Annotated in this window: 23 protein-coding genes; 13 read left to right on the plus strand and 10 right to left on the minus strand. The window is 27.9% G+C overall.

Going from position 1 to position 25,341, the window contains the following annotated elements; genetic code table 11:
• The first annotated feature begins 114 nt into the window (after positions 1–114).
• Entirely contained in the window at positions 115–1,629 is a 1,515-nt protein-coding gene (gene glpK / locus Q3287_RS00950) for a glycerol kinase GlpK (RefSeq protein WP_167640048.1), read from the plus strand.
• A gap of 114 nt (positions 1,630–1,743) precedes the next feature.
• Here the strand turns inward: glpK and Q3287_RS00955 are convergent, their stop codons facing one another.
• Complete coding sequence (locus Q3287_RS00955) at positions 1,744–2,373, minus strand: TrkA C-terminal domain-containing protein (RefSeq protein ID WP_021384134.1); 630 nt, start codon at positions 2,371–2,373, stop codon at positions 1,744–1,746.
• 584 nt (positions 2,374–2,957) lie between these two features.
• Between Q3287_RS00955 and Q3287_RS00960 the strand changes: the two genes are divergently transcribed.
• From Q3287_RS00960 to Q3287_RS00975, 4 genes are read left to right on the plus strand one after another with little or no spacing between them, the layout of a single operon-like run.
• Positions 2,958–3,749: a LamB/YcsF family protein gene (locus Q3287_RS00960; protein WP_054276356.1), complete on the plus strand. Its 792-nt coding sequence runs from the start codon at positions 2,958–2,960 to the stop codon at positions 3,747–3,749.
• A gap of 28 nt (positions 3,750–3,777) precedes the next feature.
• Positions 3,778–4,998 carry an NRAMP family divalent metal transporter gene (locus tag Q3287_RS00965; protein ID WP_054276357.1) on the plus strand — a complete coding sequence of 407 codons (1,221 nt, stop codon included), beginning with the start codon at positions 3,778–3,780 and terminating at the stop codon, positions 4,996–4,998.
• Positions 4,999–5,017: 19 nt separating this feature from the next.
• Complete coding sequence (gene pxpB / locus Q3287_RS00970; protein ID WP_407963356.1) at positions 5,018–5,713, plus strand: 5-oxoprolinase subunit PxpB; 696 nt, start codon at positions 5,018–5,020, stop codon at positions 5,711–5,713.
• A gap of 29 nt (positions 5,714–5,742) precedes the next feature.
• Positions 5,743–6,729, plus strand: a complete 987-nt coding sequence (locus Q3287_RS00975) for a biotin-dependent carboxyltransferase family protein (RefSeq protein WP_054269868.1) — start codon at positions 5,743–5,745, stop codon at positions 6,727–6,729.
• Positions 6,730–6,945: 216 nt separating this feature from the next.
• Here the strand turns inward: Q3287_RS00975 and Q3287_RS00980 are convergent, their stop codons facing one another.
• The gene (locus Q3287_RS00980; protein WP_054269869.1) at positions 6,946–7,512 is read right to left on the minus strand and encodes a helix-turn-helix transcriptional regulator; all 567 of its coding nucleotides are present in this window, start codon (positions 7,510–7,512) and stop codon (positions 6,946–6,948) included.
• Between the two features lie 336 nt (positions 7,513–7,848).
• Between Q3287_RS00980 and Q3287_RS00985 the strand changes: the two genes are divergently transcribed.
• From Q3287_RS00985 to Q3287_RS00995, 3 genes are read left to right on the plus strand one after another with little or no spacing between them, the layout of a single operon-like run.
• Positions 7,849–8,916: a mandelate racemase/muconate lactonizing enzyme family protein gene (locus Q3287_RS00985; protein WP_054276358.1), complete on the plus strand. Its 1,068-nt coding sequence runs from the start codon at positions 7,849–7,851 to the stop codon at positions 8,914–8,916.
• An 18-nt stretch (positions 8,917–8,934) separates the two neighbouring features.
• On the plus strand, positions 8,935–10,095 hold the full coding sequence (locus tag Q3287_RS00990; protein WP_407963357.1) for a DUF819 domain-containing protein: 1,161 nt from the start codon (positions 8,935–8,937) through the stop codon (positions 10,093–10,095).
• Between the two features lie 12 nt (positions 10,096–10,107).
• Positions 10,108–12,204, plus strand: a complete 2,097-nt coding sequence (locus tag Q3287_RS00995) for a CocE/NonD family hydrolase (RefSeq protein WP_407963358.1) — start codon at positions 10,108–10,110, stop codon at positions 12,202–12,204.
• Positions 12,205–12,270: 66 nt separating this feature from the next.
• On the opposite strand, the gene Q3287_RS01000 is transcribed toward Q3287_RS00995, so the two are convergent.
• Entirely contained in the window at positions 12,271–12,615 is a 345-nt protein-coding gene (locus Q3287_RS01000; protein WP_054269873.1) for a RidA family protein, read from the minus strand.
• Between the two features lie 292 nt (positions 12,616–12,907).
• Between Q3287_RS01000 and Q3287_RS01005 the strand changes: the two genes are divergently transcribed.
• Both Q3287_RS01005 and Q3287_RS01010 read left to right on the plus strand, forming a co-directional pair.
• The gene (locus Q3287_RS01005) at positions 12,908–13,798 is read left to right on the plus strand and encodes a DMT family transporter (protein WP_054269874.1); all 891 of its coding nucleotides are present in this window, start codon (positions 12,908–12,910) and stop codon (positions 13,796–13,798) included.
• A gap of 231 nt (positions 13,799–14,029) precedes the next feature.
• A complete protein-coding gene (locus Q3287_RS01010; protein WP_407963359.1) occupies positions 14,030–15,316 on the plus strand; it encodes a Gfo/Idh/MocA family protein in 1,287 nt (428 codons plus the stop codon).
• Positions 15,317–15,403: 87 nt separating this feature from the next.
• Here Q3287_RS01010 and Q3287_RS01015 read toward each other — a convergent pair whose 3' ends face one another.
• The 5 genes from Q3287_RS01015 to Q3287_RS01035 form a co-directional block, all read right to left on the minus strand.
• Positions 15,404–15,847: a regulatory YrvL family protein gene (locus Q3287_RS01015; RefSeq protein ID WP_407963360.1), complete on the minus strand. Its 444-nt coding sequence runs from the start codon at positions 15,845–15,847 to the stop codon at positions 15,404–15,406.
• A 9-nt stretch (positions 15,848–15,856) separates the two neighbouring features.
• Positions 15,857–16,651, minus strand: a complete 795-nt coding sequence (locus Q3287_RS01020) for a M55 family metallopeptidase (RefSeq protein WP_054269876.1) — start codon at positions 16,649–16,651, stop codon at positions 15,857–15,859.
• Positions 16,652–17,090: 439 nt separating this feature from the next.
• Positions 17,091–17,453 (minus strand): hypothetical protein, encoded by a 363-nt coding sequence (locus tag Q3287_RS01025; protein WP_054276362.1) that lies wholly within the window; start codon positions 17,451–17,453, stop codon positions 17,091–17,093.
• An 87-nt stretch (positions 17,454–17,540) separates the two neighbouring features.
• Positions 17,541–18,017: an SAM-dependent methyltransferase gene (locus Q3287_RS01030; RefSeq protein ID WP_054276363.1), complete on the minus strand. Its 477-nt coding sequence runs from the start codon at positions 18,015–18,017 to the stop codon at positions 17,541–17,543.
• Between the two features lie 103 nt (positions 18,018–18,120).
• Positions 18,121–19,290 (minus strand): M20 family metallopeptidase, encoded by a 1,170-nt coding sequence (locus tag Q3287_RS01035; RefSeq protein ID WP_054276364.1) that lies wholly within the window; start codon positions 19,288–19,290, stop codon positions 18,121–18,123.
• A 162-nt stretch (positions 19,291–19,452) separates the two neighbouring features.
• On the opposite strand from Q3287_RS01035, the gene Q3287_RS01040 reads away from it, so the two are divergent.
• Positions 19,453–20,316 (plus strand): LD-carboxypeptidase, encoded by an 864-nt coding sequence (locus tag Q3287_RS01040; RefSeq protein WP_407963361.1) that lies wholly within the window; start codon positions 19,453–19,455, stop codon positions 20,314–20,316.
• Between the two features lie 70 nt (positions 20,317–20,386).
• A complete protein-coding gene (locus Q3287_RS01045) occupies positions 20,387–20,980 on the plus strand; it encodes a DUF3867 domain-containing protein (RefSeq protein ID WP_054269881.1) in 594 nt (197 codons plus the stop codon).
• A 252-nt stretch (positions 20,981–21,232) separates the two neighbouring features.
• On the opposite strand, the gene Q3287_RS01050 is transcribed toward Q3287_RS01045, so the two are convergent.
• Together Q3287_RS01050 and Q3287_RS01055 are read right to left on the minus strand one after the other, a co-directional pair.
• Positions 21,233–21,868 (minus strand): isochorismatase family protein, encoded by a 636-nt coding sequence (locus tag Q3287_RS01050; RefSeq protein WP_407963362.1) that lies wholly within the window; start codon positions 21,866–21,868, stop codon positions 21,233–21,235.
• Positions 21,869–21,946: 78 nt separating this feature from the next.
• Positions 21,947–22,678 carry a glycerophosphodiester phosphodiesterase gene (locus Q3287_RS01055; RefSeq protein ID WP_054269883.1) on the minus strand — a complete coding sequence of 244 codons (732 nt, stop codon included), beginning with the start codon at positions 22,676–22,678 and terminating at the stop codon, positions 21,947–21,949.
• 329 nt (positions 22,679–23,007) lie between these two features.
• Here Q3287_RS01055 and Q3287_RS01060 point away from each other — a divergent pair, with 329 nt between their 5' ends.
• A complete protein-coding gene (locus Q3287_RS01060) occupies positions 23,008–25,197 on the plus strand; it encodes an amino acid adenylation domain-containing protein (RefSeq protein ID WP_407963363.1) in 2,190 nt (729 codons plus the stop codon).
• Positions 25,198–25,341 lie beyond the last annotated feature (144 nt).

Genomic DNA, 25,341 nt, shown 5'->3' on the forward strand with positions numbered 1-25,341 from the left:
AAGTATCTAATTTATTAAATTTATACTTAAGTATGATTATTTACTTAAATATGTAATATTAGATTTTTCTTTTTAATAAATTAAATATTATTATGTGATAAGGAGAATACTGTGATGGAAAAGAAGTATGTAATGGCACTAGACCAAGGAACAACTAGTTCAAGAGCTATACTATTTAATAAAAAGGGTGAAATAGTAAAAATCGCACAAAAAGAATTCAAACAAATTTACCCAAAAGCTGGGTGGGTAGAACATGACCCTATGGAAATATGGGGTTCACAAAGTGGAGTAATGAGAGAAGTTATAGAAACAGCAGGAATAAGACCAGAAGAAATTGCTTCAATAGGAATAACTAATCAAAGAGAGACTACAATTGTTTGGAGTAGGTATACTGGGAAACCGATTTATAATGCGATAGTATGGCAGTGTAGGAGAACATCAGAAATATGTGATGAGCTTAAACATAAAGGGTTAGAAGAACTAATAAAAGAAAAAACTGGTCTTTTAATAGATGCATACTTTTCAGCAACAAAAGTAAAGTGGATATTAGATAATGTAGAAGGTGCTAGAGAAAAAGCAGAACAAGGAGAGTTGTTATTTGGGACTATAGACACATGGTTAATATGGAATTTGACACGTGGAAAAGTACATGTAACAGATTACTCAAATGCATCTAGAACGATGATGTACAATATAAATAGTTTAGAATGGGATAAAGATATACTAAGAGAGTTAGATATACCAATAAGCATGTTACCATCAGTAAAACCTTCTAGTTATGTCTATGGCCATACAGATGAACGTATGCTATCAGGAGCTAAAATACCTATTGCTGGATGTGCAGGAGACCAACAAGCAGCATTATTTGGTCAAAACTGTGTTGAAGAAGGTACTGCAAAAAATACTTATGGAACAGGTTGCTTCCTACTTATGAATACAGGTAGTAAGATAGTAAAATCTAAACATGGACTGCTTACAACAATTGCTTGGGGTGTTGATGGAAAAGTGACATATGCACTAGAAGGAAGTATATTCATAGGAGGTGCATCTATTCAATGGCTTAGAGATGAATTAAAGATAATTGAATCTGCGAAAGATAGTGAAATGTATGCAAATAGAGTAGAGGATACTAATGGTGTATATGTAGTACCAGCATTTACAGGTCTTGGAGCTCCATATTGGGATATGTATGCTAGAGGGTCAATCTTAGGTCTTACAAGAGGTGCAAAAAAAGAACATATAATAAGAGCTACATTGGAATCGATTGCTTATCAAACAAAAGATGTCTTAGAAGCAATGCAAAATGATTCAAAATTGAAATTAAAGTCACTAAAAGTTGATGGTGGAGCAAGTAATAATAATTTTTTAATGCAATTTCAGTCAGACATATTAAATGTAGATATAGATAGACCTAAAATAGTAGAAACAACAGCTTTAGGGGCAGCATATTTGGCAGGATTATCTGTTGGTTTCTATATTGGAAGTAATGAAATCCCATCAAAATGGTCAGTAGAAAAAGAATTTAATCCAAATATGAATGAAGATAAGAGAAATAAATTATATAAAGGTTGGAAGAAGGCTGTATCAAGAGCTTTAAGTTGGGAAAAAGAAGATGAAGTAGATATTTAAAAAGTAGTCAAAAACAAAATTTATTTGAACTTAAAAAGAGCTTTATGTAAAATATGAAGCTCTTTTTTTATTGTTTACTTACACTTTTTATACAATCATACTAAATTGTATGATTTATTTTTCACTTTCATATAAGAACATTGGTATAGAGTTGTAAATATGTTTGTCTCCAACAACTAAGAGAATATCTCCATCTAAAAACTCGATATACGGTCCAGGAGATATTATAAGTTCCTCACCTCTTTTAATTGCAACTATTGTAGCACCTGTGTTTTGCCAAAATTTAGTTTGAGCGGCTGTTTGTCCAACATACTTACATTTAGAATTTATTGTGAACTGAACGGGCACTAAAGGATTTATTATTTCAAGTCTGTTAGAATAATCTAAAATTTTATTTATAGTATCCAATATTTCATTCTCTAAATTAGATTTAGTATCTATTAAATTATAAAGAGTTGATTTATATGATGATATATTTGTAATATCCCTGTATTTTTTTATAAAAGAAGAAGCTTTGTCTGGAGATAATACAATAACACCTTTACCCTTTATGCTTTTAACAACACCAATATCTTCTAAAATTTTAACAGCTCTTCTTATAGTTTCTGGAGATACGTTGTATTTACCAGCCAAAACAGAACGTCCAAATAATACTGAATCCTCTTGTATTTCACCTGTATATATTTTATTTGCAATATCCAAAGCTATTTTTTGGTATATTGGCATCGTATAATTTTTATCCATTGTTTTTCCCCCAATACAAAATTTATGTTAAAAAATATATAATCTTAATAATACTATTGTATAATTTATAGGTTTGTATGTCTACAATATGTACAAATATTGTCTTTGTTTTAAAATAATATTTTAACATGTATTTAGTATACATGATTTTATTACACGTAAAACTCTATAAAGATTTACTTAAGAAAATATAAAGATATTTTATTTACAAAAAACGATAATTATATAGATGAAATAAACAAATGAATGAAGAAAAATACTTCTGTCTTGCATACAAAGTGATTAAAATTGAAAAATACTTTAAAAATGAAAGTCAAATACCTTTTTTTAGGTAAAAATGATTAATTATTAACTAAAAAATGGAAAAAACATTTTTTGAAAAAGAAATACAAATGAATGTAGAATTAAAATAATTGCAAAAATATTCCTCAAATGGTAAAATTATATTATGAAATGCAACGAAATAGTTGCAAAATTAAAATTGAATAAAAGTAATAAAATATTTCATGCAATATATAAAATAAACAAAATTTAAAAAATAAAACTACTTATTCTATCAAAATGCTAGTGAGGGGGGTCATAAATTGTATAAAGTAGATTTAAATAGTGATTTAGGCGAAAGTTTTGGAGCATATAAGGTTGGTTTAGATGAAGAAGTTTTAAAATATATTTCATCAGCTAATATAGCTTGTGGGTTTCATGCAGGTGACCCTAATCATATGGATAAAACAGTAAAGTTAGCTAAAGAAAATGGCGTGAAAATAGGGGCACACCCAGGTTTTCTAGATTTAATGGGATTTGGAAGACGTGAGATGAAAATAACTAAGCAAGAAGCTAAAGATTATACAAAATACCAATTAGGAGCTTTAATGGCTTTTGCAAGTTCAAATGGATGTAACATACAACATGTAAAACCACATGGAGCCTTATACAATATGGCAGCTAAAGATAAAGATTTAGCTATGGGTATTTGTGAGGCTATATATGAAGTAAACAAAGATATCATACTTTTAGGATTATACAATAGTGAAATGATAAATTCTGCTAAAGAGATTGGGCTTAGGTATGCAAATGAAGTATTTGCAGATAGAGCTTATGATAATAATGGATTTTTAGTTCCAAGAAGTGTAGAGGGTGCAGTTATACATGATACAGAATGTGCAATAGATAGAGTTATTAAGATGGTAAAAGAAGGAACTGTAGAAACTTTAACAGGTGAAGTTATACATATCAAAGCTGACTCTATATGTGTTCATGGGGATAATCCAAAGGCAATAGAGTTTGTTAAAGAGATAAGAAAACGCTTTGAATTAGAAAATATAGAAGTTTGTCCATTAGAAGATATGGAAGCTTGTTCATTAGAGAACATGGTTTAAGACTGATAATATGAGGGGGAGATAAAATATGAGTACAAAAAATATTACTGATAAAACGAAAAATAAAAAAGATGTTGGGGCACTTATAGGAGCTGCTTTTATAATGGCAACATCAGCAATTGGACCTGGTTTTTTAACTCAGACAGCACAATTTACTCAAGATTTTGGGCCGAGTTTTTCGTTTGTAATCTTAATTACAACAATTCTTTTTATAGGAGCTCAAGTAAATGTATGGAGAGTAATTGGTGTATCAGGTCTTAGAGGTCAAGATATAGCAAATAAAATAGTGCCTGGATTAGGTTATCTAGTTGCTTTTTTAGTAGCCCTTGGAGGATTAGCTTTTAACATAGGAAATGTTGGTGGAGCTGCACTTGGTATGAATGTAATGTTTAATATGAATATGACACTTGGAACTGTATTAAGTGGATTGATAGCAATATTTGTATTTATGTCAAAAAATTCAAATTCTTTAGTAGATAAGATAACTAAGTTTTTAGCATTAGGTATGATAATTATAGTTGGATATGTAGCAATATCAAATCATCCTCCTGTTGGAGAAGCAGTTTTTAAAATGGTAAAACCAGAGAATCCAAAAGGGCTTATATTCCCAATAATAACTCTACTTGGAGGAAGTGTTGGAGGTTATATAACTTTTGCTGGAGGACATAGACTAATAGATGGTGGAATAACAGGAGAAGAAAATATAAAAGAAATAACTAAGTCTTCTCTTTTAGGAATACTAGTTGCAACAATGATGAGGGTTCTTCTATTTTTAGCAATATTAGCAGTAGTTTCAAAAGGTCTTCAACTTGACCCAGAAAATCCAGCTGCTTCAGCTTTTAAATTTAGTGCAGGGGCAATAGGATACAAATTCTTTGGACTTGTATTATGGTCTGCTGCAATTACATCAGTTATAGGCGCTGCTTATACATCAGTTTCTTTCTTAAAAACATTAAATCCTTTTATAGATAAGTATGAAAAGTATTTTATAATAGCCTTTATAGCAATATCAACACTTATAATGGCATTTATAGGAAAACCAGCAACTTTATTAATTTTAGCAGGTTCTTTAAACGGATTAATACTTCCAATCACATTAGGAATAATGCTTATAGCATCTAAAAGAAAAGATATTGTTGGAGATTACAAACATCCTACATGGCTTTTAATATTTGGAGTAATAGTAGTATTAATATCTGCCTATACAGGAATAACTTCTCTTAGTAGTCTAGGTACTTTATTTGCTTAATTTAGAAGAGGTGACATTTATGAAAACTAGATACTTGCTATCAGGAGATAAAGCAGTAGTTGCTGAGTTTGGAAATGAGATATCAGAAGATATAAATAAAAAAGTAATTTCATTTATGAGGGCAATAGAGATATCAAATCTTAAAGGGATTGTCACAGAAATGGTGCCAACATATAGGTCACTTATGATAAGTTATAATCCTCTAAAAATAGATTTTGATAGTTTAATTGAGCGTTTAAAAAAAATAGAAAATAATTTAGAAAGTATAGAATTACCAAAACCTAAAATACATGAGATTCCAGTATGTTATGATAAGGTTTTTGGTATAGATATTGAAAATGTTGCAAGTCATAATAATCTTACTGTGGATGATGTTATAAAAATACACACAAGTAGAGATTACTTGATATATATGTTGGGATTTACTCCTGGTTTTCCGTATCTAGGAGGTATGGATGAAAGAATAGCTACACCTAGACTAGAGGTGCCAAGAACTGAAATTTATGGTGGAAGTGTTGGTATAGCGGGTTCTCAGACAGGTGTATATCCTATCGATAGTCCTGGAGGATGGCAAATAATTGGTAGGACACCTTTAAAATTATATGATGAAAATAGAGAAGAACAAATTTTACTTAGAGCTGGAGATTTTATAAAATTTGTTCCAATAACATTAGATGAATTTATAGAAATTGAAAAAAATAATTTGAGTATTTAAATATCGTTATAGTACAGGGAGTGGTATATATGGGATTCAAAGTTGAATTAGGAGGTTTCCAAACATTAATACAAGACAGAGGTAGAGTTGGATATGGACAATATGGTGTATCTGGTTGTGGGGCAATGGATGAGTATGCACATAGAGTGGGAAATATATTAGTTGGAAATTCTGAAGATGAAGCTTCTTTAGAAGTTTTAATGTTGGGCCCTACAATTACATTTGATGAATATACACAAATAGCAGTAACTGGGGGAGATTTAGGCGCTAGAATAAATGGAAAAGAAATTCAAAACTGGAGGTCATATCAAATAAACCCTGGCGATGTATTATCATTTAGAGGTGTAAAATCAGGAGCTAGAGCATATGTATCAATAGCTGGTGGAATAGATGTCCCACTTGCAATGGGTAGTAAATCGACTTATACAAGAGCTAAAATTGGTGGTTTTGAAGGTAGAGCACTTAAAAAAGGTGATTATATAAATACTTTCATTCAGGAAAAAGATTTTACAATAAATAAAAAATTAAATTCAAAATATATTCCAAACTATAGTTCAGAAATAGTCTTAAGAATTGTAAAAGGACCTCAATTTGATGCTTTTTCTAAAGATGAAGTAGAAAAGTTTTTATCAAATGAATACAAAGTTACAAATGAAATAGATAGAATGGGTTGTAGACTGGATGGAGAGAGTATAAAACACCTTAATGGAGCAGATATTATATCTGATGGTATTTCTTATGGAGCCATACAAGTACCTGGACATGGAAAACCTATTATAATGCTATCTGATAGACAGACTAGTGGTGGCTATACTAAAATAGGAAATGTCATAAGTGTAGATTTGTATAAGTTGGCACAAGCAAAGCCAAATGATGTAGTAAAATTTGAATTTGTAGATATATATGAAGCACATAGATTGCTGAGGGAACAAGAAGAAAAGATTCAAGATATTTACAAGAGTATGAAAAATATAAGAGTTGTAAAAGCAAAAGTGTTAAATGATATAGCAGTTTAATTTAACCTTAATAAACATAACTCTTATTATAAATTAAAATGTAATTTACAAATAGCTATTTACTATTTACCATAATCAAGATGGTTTAGTTAGTCAAATAGCTATTTTTTGGTTTAAATAAATATTATAGATTTAAATAAATACTTCAATTTGAAAATAAAAGTAGTATTTAAATATTTTAAAGTGTATATAAAAAGTATGTATTTTATATAGTGTTTATTTAGATTTTATTGGCCAAATTGGAGGAGAAATAACACCATATCCACGAGCTATTGTATCTTTACTAGGATTGATGATTTTATGAGGTATGTTGGCTTTTATAAATGTTGAATCCCCTGTATTCAATCTTATTATTTTTTCTCCCATACAAATATCAACCATACCACTTGTTACTACCATGATTTCTTCTGATGCGTGATATATACAATCTTTAGCATCCTCACTTTCTGGTTTAAGTTCAAACTCTACAAGTAAACTTGAAGGAGTAAATTCAGATGTTGGCATTGGAGATACTATCTCATAAAACATTTCACTTCTTGGAAATTTCATCATAACTCTATCTTCTTTTCTAATGACTAAATCATCAGTATTATTATCATCCATAAACATATATAAAGGAGTATCTAAAACTTCAGCAATTTTTCTCAATGAAGACAATGATGGTTCAATAGCATCTCTTTCTATCTGAGAGATATAACTTATAGATAAATCTGTCAATTTGGAAACATCACTTAATGTTTTTTTCTTGCTTTTTCTTATATTTCTCATCTTTTCACCTAACATAAGAACCTCCAATTAATAAAATTAATATAAATATTCGATAAAAACAAAGTAATTATAGCATAACATAGAATTAGTGGCAATAAGAATAAATAGAATATTTTGATAATTAGAATTCAATTAAATGTAAATAAAAATTTATAAAAATCAATTATTGTTGAATTAATATAATAAAAAAGAATTTAGCATAGAAATATTAATTAAAAGAAGATTATTGAAGAATATTTTAGAAAATAGTAAATTTTCAGTAAATTATCTTGACATATGCATTGAAGTAATAATATAATTTGAAGTATAAAATTTAAAAAATTAAATTATAACTTCAAAAAGGAGGGTAATATGAAGATAACAGATATAAAATTTGAAAAACTGAGAATTAGATTAAAAAAACCTGTGGTAGTTTCATTTGGAGTAATTGAATATGGGGAAAGTATAATTTTAAAAATTGAAACTGATGAAGGATATTATGGATTTGGTGAAGCAGCTCCTCTTGCAGCAGTAACAGGTGAAGTTTTGGATAATGTACTTTCAATATTACTTATGTTTAAAAAAGAGCTGATAGGAAAAGACCCACTGGATATTGAAATGATACATACAATCATGGATGGAATTATAATAGGTAACACTTCTGCAAAAGCAGCTATTGATATAGCTTTATATGATATCAAAGGAAAACTCATGAATGCACCTCTTCATAAAGTTCTTGGAGGGTTTGATAATAAAGTTCAAACAGATATTACTATAAGTATAGATAAACCAGAAAAAATGGCAAAAGAAGCTTTAGAAAAAGTTAAAGAAGGCTTTAGGATATTGAAGCTTAAAGCAGGGATAAACCCTGAAGATGATATTGAAGCTGTGAGATTAATTAGAGAAGCTGTTGGAGAAAGCATAAGAATTAGAATTGATGCAAATCAGGGGTGGAACGTAAATAGTAGTATAAATACTATCAAAAAATTAGAAGAATTTGGTGTTGATGCAATTGAACAAGCACTTCCATATTGGGATTTAGATGGAACTGCTTACATAAGAAGTAAGAGTAATATAAAAATTATGATGGATGAATCACTACATTCACCAATAGATGCTATTAAAGCTATAAAAAAGGATGCAGTTGATACATTTAATATTAAGTTGATGAAATCAGGAGGAATATACCCTGCTATAAAAATTAATAACATAGCCGAGTCAAGTGGGGTAAATTGTATGTTAGGATGCATGCTTGAAACGAGAATTGGTATAACAGCAGCAGCAAATTTAATTGCATCTAAAAAAAATATAACAGAAGCTGACCTTGATAGTTTTATGTTTTGTGAAGAAATAAATGGTATCTCTGGAGGATTTGTGATGGATGGAGATATTATGAATCTTGTCAATAAACCAGGCTTAGGAATAGAAGTAAACTTATGATAAAATTGGAGGTTAAATATGAATACATTTTTTTCAAGTACAGGAAGTATACTTGCTATAATGACATCAATGATTGCATTGGGTTTTTACTTACAAAGATATAAAGCTATTAAGAGTTTAGGACCAGCACTTACAATAATCATAATGGGAATAATACTTTCAAACTTAAAAGTAGTTCCAGTAAGTACTGAGTTATATGGAACTATTTCTACATATGCCATTCCAGTCTCTATGACTATAATGTTGATGAGTGTTGATTTAAAAGAAATGACAAAGTTATCAAAAGAGCCTTTGATTGCAATCTTTGTAGCTGTATTAACTGTAAGCATAATGGCATTTTTATTTGGACTTGTATTTGCAGAAAAAATATCAGAAGGTTGGAAAGTTGCTGGAATGTTTGTAGGTACATATACTGGAGGAAGTGCTAATCTTACAGCCATTGGGACAGGTCTTAATGTAAGTCGACAGACTCTTGCAGCAGCAAATGCAGCAGATTATGTAATTGGAGTACCAACATTAATATTCATGTTTGCTCTACCAGCTATACTAAAGAATTCAAAGAAGTTTAAAAAACTTTGGCCATATCATGTAGAAGAATCAGAATTAGAGGATGAGCAGAATGAAGAATTTATGGAGTCAAAAGAGTGGAGTATTAAAGATATTGCTTGGATGTTAGCCATAGGTTTTGTGGTTACAGAGGTCGCAACAATTCTTTCTGGATATTTCAATTCAAGTTTTAGTAGTGCAGCAAGAATTCTTTTAGTTACAACTATTTCAATTATAATTGCTCAGTTAAAGCCAGTAAAAAAACTAAAAGGGAATTTAGATTTAGGATTATTTGTTGCATTATTCTTTTTATGTACTATAGGTTTTTCAGTAGATATAAAAGAGTTTTTAGGTTCAACTTTCACCATAACGCTTTACTGTTTTAGCATAATTTTTGCTTCATTTGTTTTCCATCTATGTATAACTAGACTTTTAAAAATAAAGTATCAATATGTAATACTTTCTATAGTAGGAGCAATTGCTGATGGACCAACTTCAGCTTTAGTAGCTGCATCTGCAAAATGGAATTCACTTGTAAGTGTGGCAGTGGTCATGGGAGTAATTGGTGGAGTGTTAGGAAATTATGCAGGTATATCAGTGGCATATGCTATAAAAATGTCTTTGGGATTATAGGAGGTGATTTAATTGCTAAAATTTAGGCTATATATATCTGGACTATATAGTGGAAATGTAGTTTTTGATAATGAGTTATTAATTGAAAAGTTGAATCCTTTTACAAATAAAATCGAAAGTTTAAAAGTAATAAGTAAAGAAGAAAATGTATACTATTTAAATCTTACAAAAATGGATTTAAACTCTTTATTTTATAACTTTGATGTATACACTAGTAGTTTAGTAAATACAGATAAAAGCATCATTATAAATAAGTTAGGAGAGACATATTCTAGGCTTAATGAATACATATGGGTTCAAAGAAATAAAAAATTTCCATTAGATATAATTATTGTGGATAATAAAATAGTTGGTTTCATATGCCTATCTAGGGAAACTTGTACTATATTAGTTATGGATGGATATGAAGATTATACTGTATTAAAAGAATGGAATAAAACTCATAAAAATGAAAAGATATATTCTATAAAATTTGGTGGAAATTATATGGTTGATATGAAAGATGGAATAAAACTTTCTACAGATGTGTATCTTCCTAACTTTATAGATTCTACTAAAAAAGCACCAACAATTCTTATGAGAACTCCATATGGAAAAGAAAATGATAAAGAAATATACTATAAATATGTACAAAGAGGATATGTTGTTGTCATACAAGATGTTAGAGGAAGAAATGAATCAGAAGGTGATTGGGAGCCGATGATTCATGAAAGGGAAGATGGAGATAGTACTATAAACTGGATAGTATCACAGAAATGGTCAAATGGCATGGTTGGCATGTTAGGGGCATCTTATCTTGGTTATGTTCAATGGGCAGCTGCATCTTCAAGTAATAAACATCTTAAAGCTTTAGTTAGTATAGTAACCTCAGGAAGTCCTTTTATTGACATACCAAGAAAAGGAGGAGCCTTCGTATCTGGTATGCTTGCATGGGCATTTATGGTATCAAGAAATAAAGTTGATAGAAGTAAAATGGTAAGAGATGATTGGGATGATATTTTAAACATACGACCAATACAGAATATACCTGTTAAAGCTCTTGGGTATAGGATTAAGTTCCTAGAAGAATGGCTAAAAAGAGTAGAAAAAGATGAGTATTGGGATATGATGGATTGGCATTCACAAAAAGGTAAAATAAATGTACCTGCATTGGTTGTATCTGGATGGTATGATGATAATGGTATGGGGACTACAGAAGCTTTAGATGTGATAAAAGGTTATGAAAAAGGGAAGAGAAAGGCTATCTTAGGTCCATGGATGCATAACTCAAATACTTTAAGAGATATAAATGGTATTTCTTTAGGAAATAATTCATTGAGATATGATTTGGATTATAATTATCTGCTATGGTTCGATAAATACTTAAAAGGTATAGAAAACAATATAGATAAGACTGCTCCAGTAGAGTATTATTCTGTTGGTTCTAATAGGTGGAAGACAGAAACAAATTGGCCAATAAGAAACAAAATAGATAAGCCTTTATATCTAATAAGTGATGGGAATGCTAACACATCTTTAGGAAATGGAAGATTAGTATTTGATAGTGCTTTAGAAGAAAAGTGTGATAAGTATATATATAATCCTAAAGACCCATCAATACAACTAATTGATATGTCAGAAAATGAAGTTGGTGTTCCAAATAACTATAGGGATTTAGAAAAAAGAAGTGACATGTTGTGTTATACATCAGATGCTTTTAGTGAAGAATTTACTATAACAGGTGATATAAAGTTAGAGTTCTTTGCATCAAGTTCTGCCAAAGATACTGACTGGGTTATAAAAATCATGGATGTAGATTTAGATGGGAATTCAATTAAATTAGCTGATGGTATACTTGGTGCTAGATTTAGAAATGGTTTTTATAAGTCGGAGTTTATGGAAGAAGGAGAGATTTACAAGTTCTCAATTATAACTTCAAAAATATCAAACACATTTAAAGTTGGTCATAAAATTAGACTAGATATAACATCTAGTGCTAAAAACTTTATTTTTCAAAATAGCAACACTGTAGAAGGTTATAATAGTATTGAATATATAGAAGCAAAAAATATCATTTATCATGGAGGTAAATATCCATCCAGATTGATATTGCCTGTAGAAAATAATTAAATTGATATGGATAAAATAGTAAGGAGATATAATATCAATATTATATCTCCTTGTTAGTTAAATTAATTATTTTGTAGCTGCTACAACGCTCATTTCAACTAATAAATGCTCTCTAGCAAGTCTAGCTTCAACACAAGCTCTAGCAGGTTCAAATCCTTTTTCAACCCAAGCATCCCAAACAGAGTTCATAGCTTCAAAGTCTTTCATATCTCTTAAATAAATAGTAACAGATAATAAATGTTGTTTATCTGAGTCATATTTGTTTAATAAATCTTCTATTTTAGCTAAAACTTCAGTAGTTTGTTCAATTACTCCACCTTCAGCATGAGTTTGTCCACATAAGTAAACTGTGTTGTTATGAACTACAGCTCTACTCATTCTTCCAGTTCCTTCATATCTTTTTATTTCCATGTTTTAAATACCTCCATAATTAAAAAATCTATTAAAAATCTAAATAATAAATTAAAAAAAGTCTATACTATATAAAATTATATTATATATTGTAATAATAATCTATAAAAACATACAACTTTTTAATTATAATTATTATTGTTATTAATTGAAAAGCTTTATTAGTTACTTGACATAATTTATACTTTTAATTATAGTATAAATTGGAATATTTAGATAATTATTATTTAATCTATTAGTAGAAGTCTTTAATTAATATGACTTTATATATTTATATAGAAAAGAGGTAAGTATGAGTAGTACAATCAAATCAAATCGAATAAAGGGCATAATGTTCATAATATTATCAGCTCTTGGTTTTGCAATGATGTCTGCATTTGTAAAACTAGCAGGGGATTTACCAAGTTTTCAAAAAGTGTTCTTTAGAAACTTGGTATCAGCCATAATAGCATTTTGGCTTATCATAAAACATAGAGGTAGTCTAACTGGTAAAAAGGAAAATTTAAAAGTGCTTTTATATAGGTCAATATTTGGAACTTTAGGAGTTATATTTAATTACTATGCAATTGACAGATTGATGCTTTCAGATGCTAACATGTTAAATAAAATGAGTCCCTTTCTTGTAGTTATATTTTGTGCAATTGCTCTAAAAGAGAAAATAAATGTAAAACAGATAGGAGCTATTATAATTGCATTTATAGGGGCTTTATTCATAATAAAACCAACATTTAGTGTAGAAGTGATTCCATATCTAGGAGGAATTGCTGGAGCTATATTTGCAGCAATGGCATATACATGTTTAAGGGTTCTTGGAGATAGAGAAGATTATTATACAATTGTATTTTTCTTTTCAGTATTTTCGTTGATTACTGTAGGGCCAATTGCTTTTGCAGTATATGAACCAATGACTCCTATGCAACTTATATATTTATTACTAGGAGGCGTATTTGCAAGTTTAGGTCAATTTGGGATAACTCTAGCATATAAGTATGCACCTGCTAAGGAAATTTCTATATTTGACTATAGTAATATAATTTTTTCAGCAATTTTAAGTATCTTCTTGTTCAATGTTTATCCAGATATGCTAAGTGTTGTTGGATATTTAATAGTATTTTCAGCAGCATTTTATATGTTTTTATATAATAAGAAGTTAGATAAATTAGACAAAGAAAATAGAAGATAATAAAGCAATAAGATAGATAAAAATTGTGTTTAGAGTCTGTATTTAATACTTAAGATTTTGTATTAACATTAAATAAATATATAGATTGAAAATATTTAACATATTGGTATAAAACAGCAGTTAAAATTGAAAAGTTATAACTGCTGTTTCTTTTATTAAAAATATCCAAATGTATGTAAAAATAGACTATAATAGAGTAGTATAAATAATATAAAGGGGATAAATTAAAGTATGGAAAAGGTGAAAATTGCTGTAATTGGAGCAGGTAATAGAGGAACATATGCATATGCTCCATATATTTATGAAAATTCTGATGTATGTGAAATAGTTGCTGTAGCTGAACCTAAAAAAGGAAGAAGAGAATTATTTACACAAAAATATAATTTAGATAGCAAAAACGTATTTGAAACTTTAGAAGATTTTTTTGAACAAGATAAAATGGCAGATGCAGTCATAATAGCTACAAATGATGATAGACATTATGATGTAGCAAAACTAGCTTTTGAAAAAGGCTATCACATATTATTAGAAAAGCCAATGTCTAACAGTCTAGATGGTTTGGTGCATATAAATGATTTATGTGATAAGTATAAAGATAAGATTTTTATGATTTGTCATGTACTTAGATATTCTCCATTTTATAATAAATTAAAAGAAATTGCAGAAAGTAAGAAATTAGGAGAACTGGTTAGTATACAGTACAATGAAAATATAGGATATTGGCATTTTGCACATAGTTTTACTAGAGGAAATTGGAGAAATAGTAATGAAACAAGTCCTTTAATTTTAGCTAAGAGTTGTCATGATATGGACATCTTATTATATTTAGTAGGTAGTAGATGTAAAAAAATATCTGCATTTGGAAGTTTGAAGCATCTTAACAACCAACATGCTAGTGGAGAAATGGCACAGAACTGTCTTCGATGTTTAGTTGAAAAAAAATGTCCATATTCAGCCAAGAAAATTTATCTAGAAAAAGATAGAAGCATAAACAGAGCTGTTCATATAAATCCGACAGAAGAAAATATTTTAAAAATACTTGAGACTAGCCCATATGGAAGATGTGTCTATAGATGTGATAATAATGTTGTAGATAATATGGTAAATATATTGCAGTTTGAAAATGGAGTGACAGCTACTTTTAATTTATGTGCATTTACTAAAGAAAGCGGAAGAACTATAAAGCTAATGTTTAGCCATGGTGAAGTTGGCGGAGACTTAAATAAAAATGAGATAAGAATTAAAGAATTTGGAAAAAATGAAGAAATAGTTATAAAACCATCAAATAAACAGAATATGGTAGAGGAATATGACAGAAATCTTATTTCTGAGTTTGTTAAATTAGTTTCAAATAAAGAATTAGAAAAGAGTAGAGTCGCAGCGAAAGAGGCTATACAAAGTCATGTAATGGCATTTGCAGCTGAATATTCAAGAGTGAGTGATGAAGTAGTATATATAGAAGATTTTTTTGATAATGCGAAACAAATGACTAAAGAGATAGAAGAAACTATATTTTAATTAAGAAAACTTGTTAAATAAAATAAAGATAGATTATATAATAGATACACTAATGTATGTGTTCTATCAAAAAATCTATCTTTTTTATTAGGACTTTTTCTTATCTCTATCAAAAAAATCTATACATTCGGATAAAAGATAAGAGAGTAAAGCGAATAAGATTTCTGTACTTAAAGGAATCGTTATTGAATCCATAAATGTATCAATTATGTTCATAGCTAGAAAAGTTAGTATAAAATCAATTATAAATTCGCAAAATTTATATAATGAGTAAGGTAATTTGTTTACATATCTAAATATATCTAAAATAGTAGTGCATAAAAAATCAATTGGGGTAGTTATACAAAAATATATTAAAAAGAAAATTAGTACAGACCCAAGAGATTTATATTCAAAACCTAAGAATGATAAGAAGCCAATTCCTATAACCGTGAAAATACAAAAAGTTATACCAAAAAAAACAGCAAAAAATAAAAATACAGAAATAAATTCGCCTAAAGGAATTCTTCTTTTATTACTTATCTTAATCAACTCCTTAATTTATATAAATAATAACATTCTTAAAAATTCATAATAGTCTTCTGTTTCAAATAATATTGTTTGAGAATCTATTTTTTTCATATTTGGATAAAAAGAAGCTTTAAAAGCCTTGTAATGTTCTCTAAACTTTATTTCTATCTTGAATTTATCAGGTAATTTTATTAAGTGTCTAGATAAATCTCCAGATAAAGCTTTTTTAACACCTTTTTCTATTTCTTTTAGTGCTAGATTTGGATGTATTGAAATTGAACCATTTCCAATTCCTTTTGATACAGGTATAGTAACTATATTTGGGTTTAGTTTTTTTGCACTCTCACAAAGCATTTCATCTCCACTTAAAAATGCTACAGGAACATTATAATATGCAGCAATATAAGCATTTATAGTAAATTCAGACGCTATTTCATCATTTATTTTAAAATAGTCGTAATCAATATCCATGGTATGAGAAAGTGGATTACCATTACAAGTAGCTCCAGAATGATAACCAGTAAATATACATGCATCAAAGCTTTCATCAATTCCAGCCATCATAACTAGTGGGTCTTTAGTCCATCCTCTAAGTATTTTTACATTTTCAGGTAAAATGTCTGGATTAATATTTCTACCACTATCATGTGCATCTTTAACAAGTATTTCATACATGCCAGATTGAGTAGCTCCATTACATGCAGCTGCTATTTCTTTGCTCATTTGTGTTCTGTAGTGATGTGAAAATTCGCATTCAAGTTTTGTCTCATCCCAATTTACAATACCACAAGTACCTTCTATATCAGCACTTAAATATAATTTCATAATATAGACCCCCTTATATTTATTATTAATGATAATAACAGATAACAGAAAAATATAATCAATAAAGGTCATAAAAATATTATGTCTTACTATTAATTATTATTAAATCTGTAACTGGAAAATTACTGAACTAGTATTAAAAATATAATACTAAGTACATCTATTTGTATAATTTTTTTATGTATAATATTTATATAAGATTGTAACATATAAGTGGTTACATTTACTAGTTTAACATAGTTAAGTATCATTTTTAAGTTAAATTGTTTATAGAAACTATTATATAGATTTGTAATTAATTAGTTAGAGAAGGCAAAAAGTAGAAAGTTATAAGAAATAAAAGTAAAAAAATAGAGAGTTATAAGAAATAAGCTGATAATTAATGTACAAAAGTGTACTTTATAGTTGCTAAATAACTCTCAAAAAGAAATGTATTATTTTAATTGTATTTTTTATTTTTAATAAAGAAAACAATAATTATTGATAAAATAGGATTTATTGAAAATCCAAATAATGTCCAGAAACTACTATTAAGGTTTTTCTTTGTAGAAATTTTATTACATGCTATTAGGATTATTATATAAATGATACAATTTAATATTCTAAATATATGTGGTATAAAATTTTGAGCAAGTGCAAATAAAGTAAATGCGTAAAATAAGCCTATGAAAGCAAAGAAAAAGTAGTTTAAATTTTTGAATTTTGGAAGTTGTTTTTTGTTATCATTAATTGACATGATAACACCAAGAACCATAGCTATCCATCCAAATAAATTTGCTGCTTGTAGACTAAATATTGTCATGTATTTTCTCCTTTATATTTATTTATATTTAAGTATACAAGATAATTTACTAATATTAAAGCAAATAAAAGGAAGAATTATATAGTTTTAAAATTCAAATTCATTTTCCCAATCAAATTCTCCTGACTTTTCTACGCTTTTAGGCCAATGATTGCACCATTTAGGAACTGATGGATTTTCAATTCTATCAACACTTGGAGTATATGGTTTTAAGTCAATAACAGGGCTATTGTCATTAGCATCAATATATGGGATTTTTATTATACCATTTTCATGGTCTATATTAATAATTTGTACAGTAGTTAATGCTATTGGATTAGGTCTAATAGGTGACCTTGTTGCAAATATTCCCATAATATCTGGCGCATTTTTATATGGTTTTGGAGTTTCTAAAATATTTCTTAATTCGGTATTATCAAATCCATCTGCCCACCAAAGTACATTTAAGTGAGCAAAGTCATCAAGTTCTTTTAGTGCGGGTATATATTTTTTATCCAATTCAATAAAGATTTCTTCACCTTGAACACGTATTTTTCCTATAGGATTTACTGATATTTGTTTCATAATATTACCTCCAATTATTTGGTTTGTCATTTGTAATTTTAGAATAGTACCTAACACCATGTGAGAGTCAATATAAAAAATTATTAGATATAAATATTAATAATTAAAAAGCTAATATATTTTTTACATGAAGCATGACACCAGTAACAAGGCAATCTTCATCAATGTCAAAGGTAGATGTATGTAGAGGAGAGGTAATATTTTTTTTGCTATTTGCACAACCAAGATGGTAAAAAGCTCCTTCACAGTGCCTTAAAAAATATGAAAAGTCTTCAGCTCCAAGAGTGGGTGTATCTTTAATGATAATATTTTCTTTTCCAAACAAATCTATAGCATTTTGTTTAACATAATCTACAAGAGGATTTGAATTTATAAGTGCTGGATAACCCTCCTCAATTTCAACAGAAATACTTCCTCCAAATGTTTTACAAGTAAAATCGCAAATTTCTTTAATTCGTTTTTTTGAAAAGTTTCTAGTTTCTTGAGTTAAAGTTCTTAAAGTTCCTTTTATAATAACTTTATCACAAACTATATTTTCTTTGATTCCGCCTTCAATTTTTCCTAGAGAAATAACCACAGAATCGGTAGGGTTTGTATTTCGACTGACTATTGTTTGTAGAGCAGTTATGATATGAGCAGATATAACTATAGCATCAATACCCTGGTGTGGATAAGCCCCATGGCACTTTGAGCCATTTACAGTCAATCGAAGTGTATCAGTGGAGGCATTCAAAGTGTTATATTTTAATTCAATTAAATTTTTATCGATATTGGGATTTACATGAAGGCCAAATATATATTTAACATCTGGATTTTTCAGACAACCATCTTCTATCATAAGTTTAGCACCACCAATGGTTTCTTCAGCAGGTTGAAAAAAGAGTTTTACATTTACATTTAGATAATCCTTTAATTTAAATAGTATATTACAAGTGCCAAGTAAAATAGCAGTATGTGCATCATGACCACATGCATGCATTTTACCAAGATTGATGGATTTATAAGAATAATTGAGTTCTTCTATTATAGGTAATGCATCTATATCGGCCCTTATTGCAACTGTTTCAAAATTTGGATTTACATTTATATATGCAGTTATTCCTGTATGATTTTTATACTCAATATAATTTATACCTATTTCATTTAAATATTTAATGATTTTTTTCTTAGTTTGAAACTCTTCTAATCCAAGTTCTGGAGTTTTATGTAAATCTCTCCTGATATTTATAACCCAATCATTTATTTCATTACAAAGAGCTTTTATATTAAGCATAAAACACATCCTAACTATATTAAAAATTTATTTTTCTTCATTAATTATATTATTTAATGTAAATCATTATTCTGTATCAAGTACAAATAAAATATCTTATAATTATAGTAGATAGATTTAGCATGAGGAAAAATATATCATTTTAGAATAAGAGGTGTTTAAATGTTAGGAATAATTGCGCCATCTGGGCCATTGAGAAATACAAGTTTAGAAGAAATAAAGTCTAATTTAGAGAAGTATGGTTATGAAGTTAAATTTTCCGAAAGTTGTAGCTTAAATTATAAAGGGTATTTAGCTGGTAATGATGATGTCAGAGCAAGAGATATAGAAGAGATGTTTTTAGACAAAAATGTAGATATGATTATGTGTTTAAGAGGAGGTTATGGAACAACAAGGATATTGGACAAAATAAATTATGATATAATAAAACAAAATCCAAAACCATTTATAGGTTTTTCTGATATAACAGGTTTAAGCTTAGCTTTCTATAAAAATTGTGGTCTCTTACCATATCATGGCATAATGGCAGCAAATGTAGCCAAATGGGATGAGTTTACCTATAAATCTCTAATAAATGCTTTAGAATTTAAAGATGAACTCTATTTAGAAAACCCAAAAGAAGAAAAGATTTACACGGTATGTGAAGGTAAAGCAGAGGGAATAATAATGGGAGGAAATTTATCCTTAATAATTGCGACAATGGGAACTAAGTATGAAATAGATGCAAAAGATAAAATTTTATTTATTGAGGAGATTGGAGAATCTCAATATAAACTAGACAGAATGTTAACTCAACTATATTCTTCAGGAAAACTTGAGGAATGTAATGGTATAATTTTTGGAGATTTCAAAGATTGTATTGAAGAAAAAGAGTTGATAGAATTATTAGAAGAATTTGCAAAGAAGGTAAATAAGCCAGCTATATATAATCTTCAGTCTGGACATTGCATCCCAATGGTAACTATTCCTTTAGGCAGAATGTGTGAATTAAATGCTACAGAAAAAATGATTAAATTAAAAAAATAGTGTGTATATAAATATAATGGAAATATGGTATAATCTTATACAAGTAAAAATTTAGCTAGGAGGATGAAGAATGTCTGATGATAGAATAATAGACTTTAACGAACTAAAGAACAAAGTTAAAGATTCTGATGTAGATAAATTTGAGCAATATATATATAACTTATATTTTTCTGTTATGGATGGAAAAATGTCTATGGCTGAGTTTTCAAGAAAAATATTTGATTATATGAGAGATAACAACATATCTCAAGAAAAGTTTATGAAGATACAAAAGCAATTTATGGAGAGATATGGTATGGACACTGAAGAAGTAGAAAAACAACTTAGAAACTTTGGAATCGACCCTTCTACAGCAGGTTTTATGAGTGATAATACTTCAAGTAAAGTATCTACAGAAGATTTAGAATCGTTTAAGAAGAGTGCAGGTTTTTATGAGAAATATGGTGAAAAAATTCAGCCAAAAAGTTGTATAACAACATTCATAAAAAATGACTTGAATGATATTAATGTAATAATAGACCAAGAAAAAATAATGCTTTGTAGTGATAAAAAAATAAATCTTATGGACTCAGAATTAAATGAGTTTTTATTAGAATATAAGAATATGTTCAACAAAAAGATAAAAGTAGTTATGTGTGAGACTACAAACAAGTATGATTATTAAAAAGTAAATTTAACTATTGAAGCAATATTATTTAGTTATATAACTTAAAAATAAAAATCGCAATTTATATTTCTTACAAAAATATGTAAGGAATATGTAAATTGCGATTTTTTATATTGCATAAGCTAGTCGTAGCAAATAATATTTATAAGTAATGATGTCTTTGTTAAAACTGTATTCTTATATTAAAGTTTTTATTGAAAATATCTCATTTATTAATTACATAATATACTGTATAAAATAATTGGGTTATTAATGTATTTCTTTTAATACTTTGATACCATTTTGAATCATACTATTAAAGAATACTAAGTTTAAAAGTTCTGCAGAGTGAACATTTGGGATATCATAAGTATCTACCAAATTCATAGGTACAACTATATTTTTTTCAATATTATATTGATTAAAATAGGCTTTTAGAGTTATTGCAAATTGATATATACATATATCTGTACAATCACCAACTATAATTATGTTGTCTATATCATCAAAATCTAAACGTTCTAATGCAAAAAATCCATTAGTAGAATTTTTAGGAAGAATTAGTAGATTATTTATTGATTTAAGCTCATCAACCAATTCACTTTCTATATCATTTTCCAAACAGTGAACAGGATAACTCAAAAGCTCTATAGACTTAGAAGTATGGGAGTCAGTAAATGCTATTATTCGATTTAATTTATTTGCTATTTTTTTTGTAAATGCTTCAATTGGTTTTATTAAAGACTCTACTCTAGGAGAGTATAAAGCTCCTTGTTTTGCAAAACCATTATTGACATCAATTATAAATAAAGCAGTTTTACTCAAATCATAATTTTCTATTTTTTCTATTGGTAGATTATCTAAATTATTTTTTAAAGCTTCAAGTTCATTTAATAAGTTATCCATAGCTATACCTCCGAGATAAATTTAATAAAATTGTACATATTAATTATATAAAAGTCAAGGAGTACAAATATTGTAAGGTTAACTATATTGTTTTGAACTTAAAAGATTTGAAGCTATATTTGGATAGTTAGTAAAAATGCCATCTACATTGAGCTTTAGACAATGTAGCATATCATCCTCTTCATTTACAGTATATACATTGATACCAAGTAAGTTTGTATGGCAAAGTTCAACAAGAGATTCATTTACTAAAATTAAAGGTGCATGAAGGTAACTATTACCTAGAAATTTAGCAAAATTGACTACATTGTTTATAGGTAAATAACACAATAATGCCGTTTTTACACTAGGGTCTAATTTATGAAAGTTTTTCAAGCTATTGCCATTAAAACTAGATATAAGAACTCGATTTTTCATATTGTATTTTAAAATAAGTCCCAAAACATCTTTTTCTATATTAGGATAGTTAACCTTGTCAGTTTTTAGTTCTATATTTAAAATAAGGTCTGTAGGTGAAATTAAAATTAATACTTCTTCTAAAGTTGGAATTTTACATTCTTTGTTGTTTTGATATCCTTCAAAAGATGAATTTAGAGTCTTTAGTTTTTTTAAAGTAAGGTCTTTTACAAATCCATGTCCATTAAAAGTTCTATCAACTTTTTCATCATGAATAACTACAATTTTTCCGTCTTTAGTCTTATGAACATCAAGTTCTATTCCATATATGTCCATATCCAAACATTTTTTAAAAGCTAAAATAGTATTTTCTGGATATTTTCCACTAAAACCTCTATGAGCGTAAATATTCATTTATATAGCTCCTTCCAATAAAAATAACTTATCTTAAAAAATTTTAATTAATATAATATATCATATTCTAAAAGGTATTGTTATATATTAATTAAATAACTATTTATAATTTATATATTATATAAATGTAGAAAAATAAAATCATATATGTGTTATAATATATTTTAAACATTGAAAATATTAAGAATTTAGCAGTTATAATAAGTATAATTTTATGCAAGCTCATGTGTTTAGAGCTTGCATATGTATTATTGATATATTTCTGTATCGCGAAAATAAAATTCCAAAAGAATTTTTCTATAGATTTAGTAGTAAGGGGGAATTTTGATATGTATGAAGTTAATTTAGAACGAGCTATGAATTATTGGATGGATTTGTTAGATGATTATACAAATATAGCAAAAATTCCAAATGATTTTTTTTATAAAGACTGTTCTGATGAAGTAGTAGATGAAGTTTTTAAGATGAATATTGAGAAACATGAAAGATTAATTCGGTATTCTAAAAATAATAATATCAGCATAAGTTCTATCATAGAAACTATATATGGTCTTATACTTCAAAAGTATATATATGAGGATGATGTAGTCTTTGGAAAAACAATAAATATAATTCCAATAAGAGTTAAAGTAAGACAAAGTGAGAAATTTATAGATGTTGTAAGAAAGTTAAAAAGACAATGGAGTAGGTCTTTAGAATATGGATATTATTTGTTATCTGATATAGAGAATAAAAATCATCTAAATACTAAACTTATAAATACCATATTTGTAGCTAAAAGTTTTGACTTATCATATGACTATGACATAGAAAAAAAAGGATATGATTTATCTGTAATAGTATATACAAAGAGGGCACTTAAAATAAAAATAAAATATAAGCCTTCTATATACAAAAGAGAGACTATTAGAAGAATACTGAATCAATTTGATTATATAATAGAACAAATAATAAAAGATAACGATATTTTAATAGAGGATTTAGAATTTGTCTGTAAGAAAGAAGAAAAAGTATTATTAGAAGACTTCAATAATAATCAATATAAAGTTCCATATGATAAAAACTACATTGATTTATTTAGTGAACAAGCTAAAATAACACCTGATAATATAGCAGTTAGAGATGAAAATAGAAATTTAACATATAGAGAATTAGATGAGTTAACTGATAAACTTGCAGGTTATTTAAATCATATCGGAGTAAAAAGTGAAGATATAGTAGCTGTAATGTTACCAAGAGATATTAATATAATTATTACAGCAATAGGGATTATGAAATCAGGTGGAGCTTTTTTTCCAATAGATACAAGCAATCCAGAGGAAAGATTAAATTATCTTCTTGAAGATAGTAATGCAAAAGTAGTGATAACTACAGATGAACTTAGATGCAAAGTTGTAAATGAAAATACTATAGTACTTGATATAAATAATGAAAATATATTCAAAATAGGATATGAGTTGACTGCAGAAATAACACCATCAAACTGTGCATATACAATATCTACATCAGGTTCAACTGGTAGGCCAAAGACTATAGCCATAGAGCATAAAAGTCTAGTAAATATGTGCTATTATAGTGTAAAAGTAATAAATGCTACAGAAGATGATATATGTGGTATATACTTAAGCTTTAGCTTTGATGCTGTAATGAAACAGTTATTTCCATATTTGCTTATAGGTGCATCAATAAATATTATGCCTGAAGAAGCTAAATTTGATGAATATACAGTAAATGAATATTGTGAGGAAAATGATATAACTATTTTAGCATTACCAACAGCATTTGCAAAATTGTTTATACAAAATTGTAATAATAGTTCACTTAGAGTTGTACAGACTGGGGGAGAAAGACTAAAAGGGTATAGAAAACGTAACTATGAGTTGTATAATGAGTATGGGCCAACAGAATTTACTGTTGTATCAACTTCTTTCCATGTAGATAAGGAATACGGAAAAATACCAATAGGTAAACCTATATTTAATACTTATGCGTATGTATTGGATAAAAAGAATAAACTATGTCCAATTGGAGTTCCAGGAGAGTTATGTCTATCAGGGATTCAAATATCAAGAGGTTATTTAAATAAAAAAGGGTTAACAGAGCAAGTATTTGTAGAAAATCCTTATAAAACTTGTGAATATAATAAGTTAATGTATAGGACTGGTGACTTAGTAAGATGGTTAGATGATGGAAATTTAGATTATATTGGAAGAATGGATAATCAAGTAAAAATTGATGAGTTTAGGATAGAGCTATATGAGATTGAAAATATAATAAACAATATTGCAGAAATTAAAAGTGTTGTTTGTATATCAAGGACAAATGATGATGGAGATATGTATATATGTGCCTATTATGTTATTGATGATAAAGATAGTGATAAGGTAAATGAAAGAGCAGTTAGAGAATATTTAAACGAGCATCTACCTCCATATATGATTCCAACAATAATAATGAGGATAGATAAAATACCAGTTACACCAATCGGAAAAGTAAATAAAAAAGCACTACCAGAGTGATTTTTTATTATGACAGGTGTTGTAAAGTTATTGCAGAAATTTCTTTATGACACCTGTTTTTTAGAATGAATCAATTTACACAAAAGAAAGAATTTTCTGTACATTTTTACTGTGATGAAAATTTGTTTATGGGAATGATTATTG

The organism is Clostridioides sp. GD02404, assembly GCF_045898275.1.
GTDB classification, from domain to species: Bacteria; Bacillota; Clostridia; order Peptostreptococcales; family Peptostreptococcaceae; genus Clostridioides; species Clostridioides difficile_A.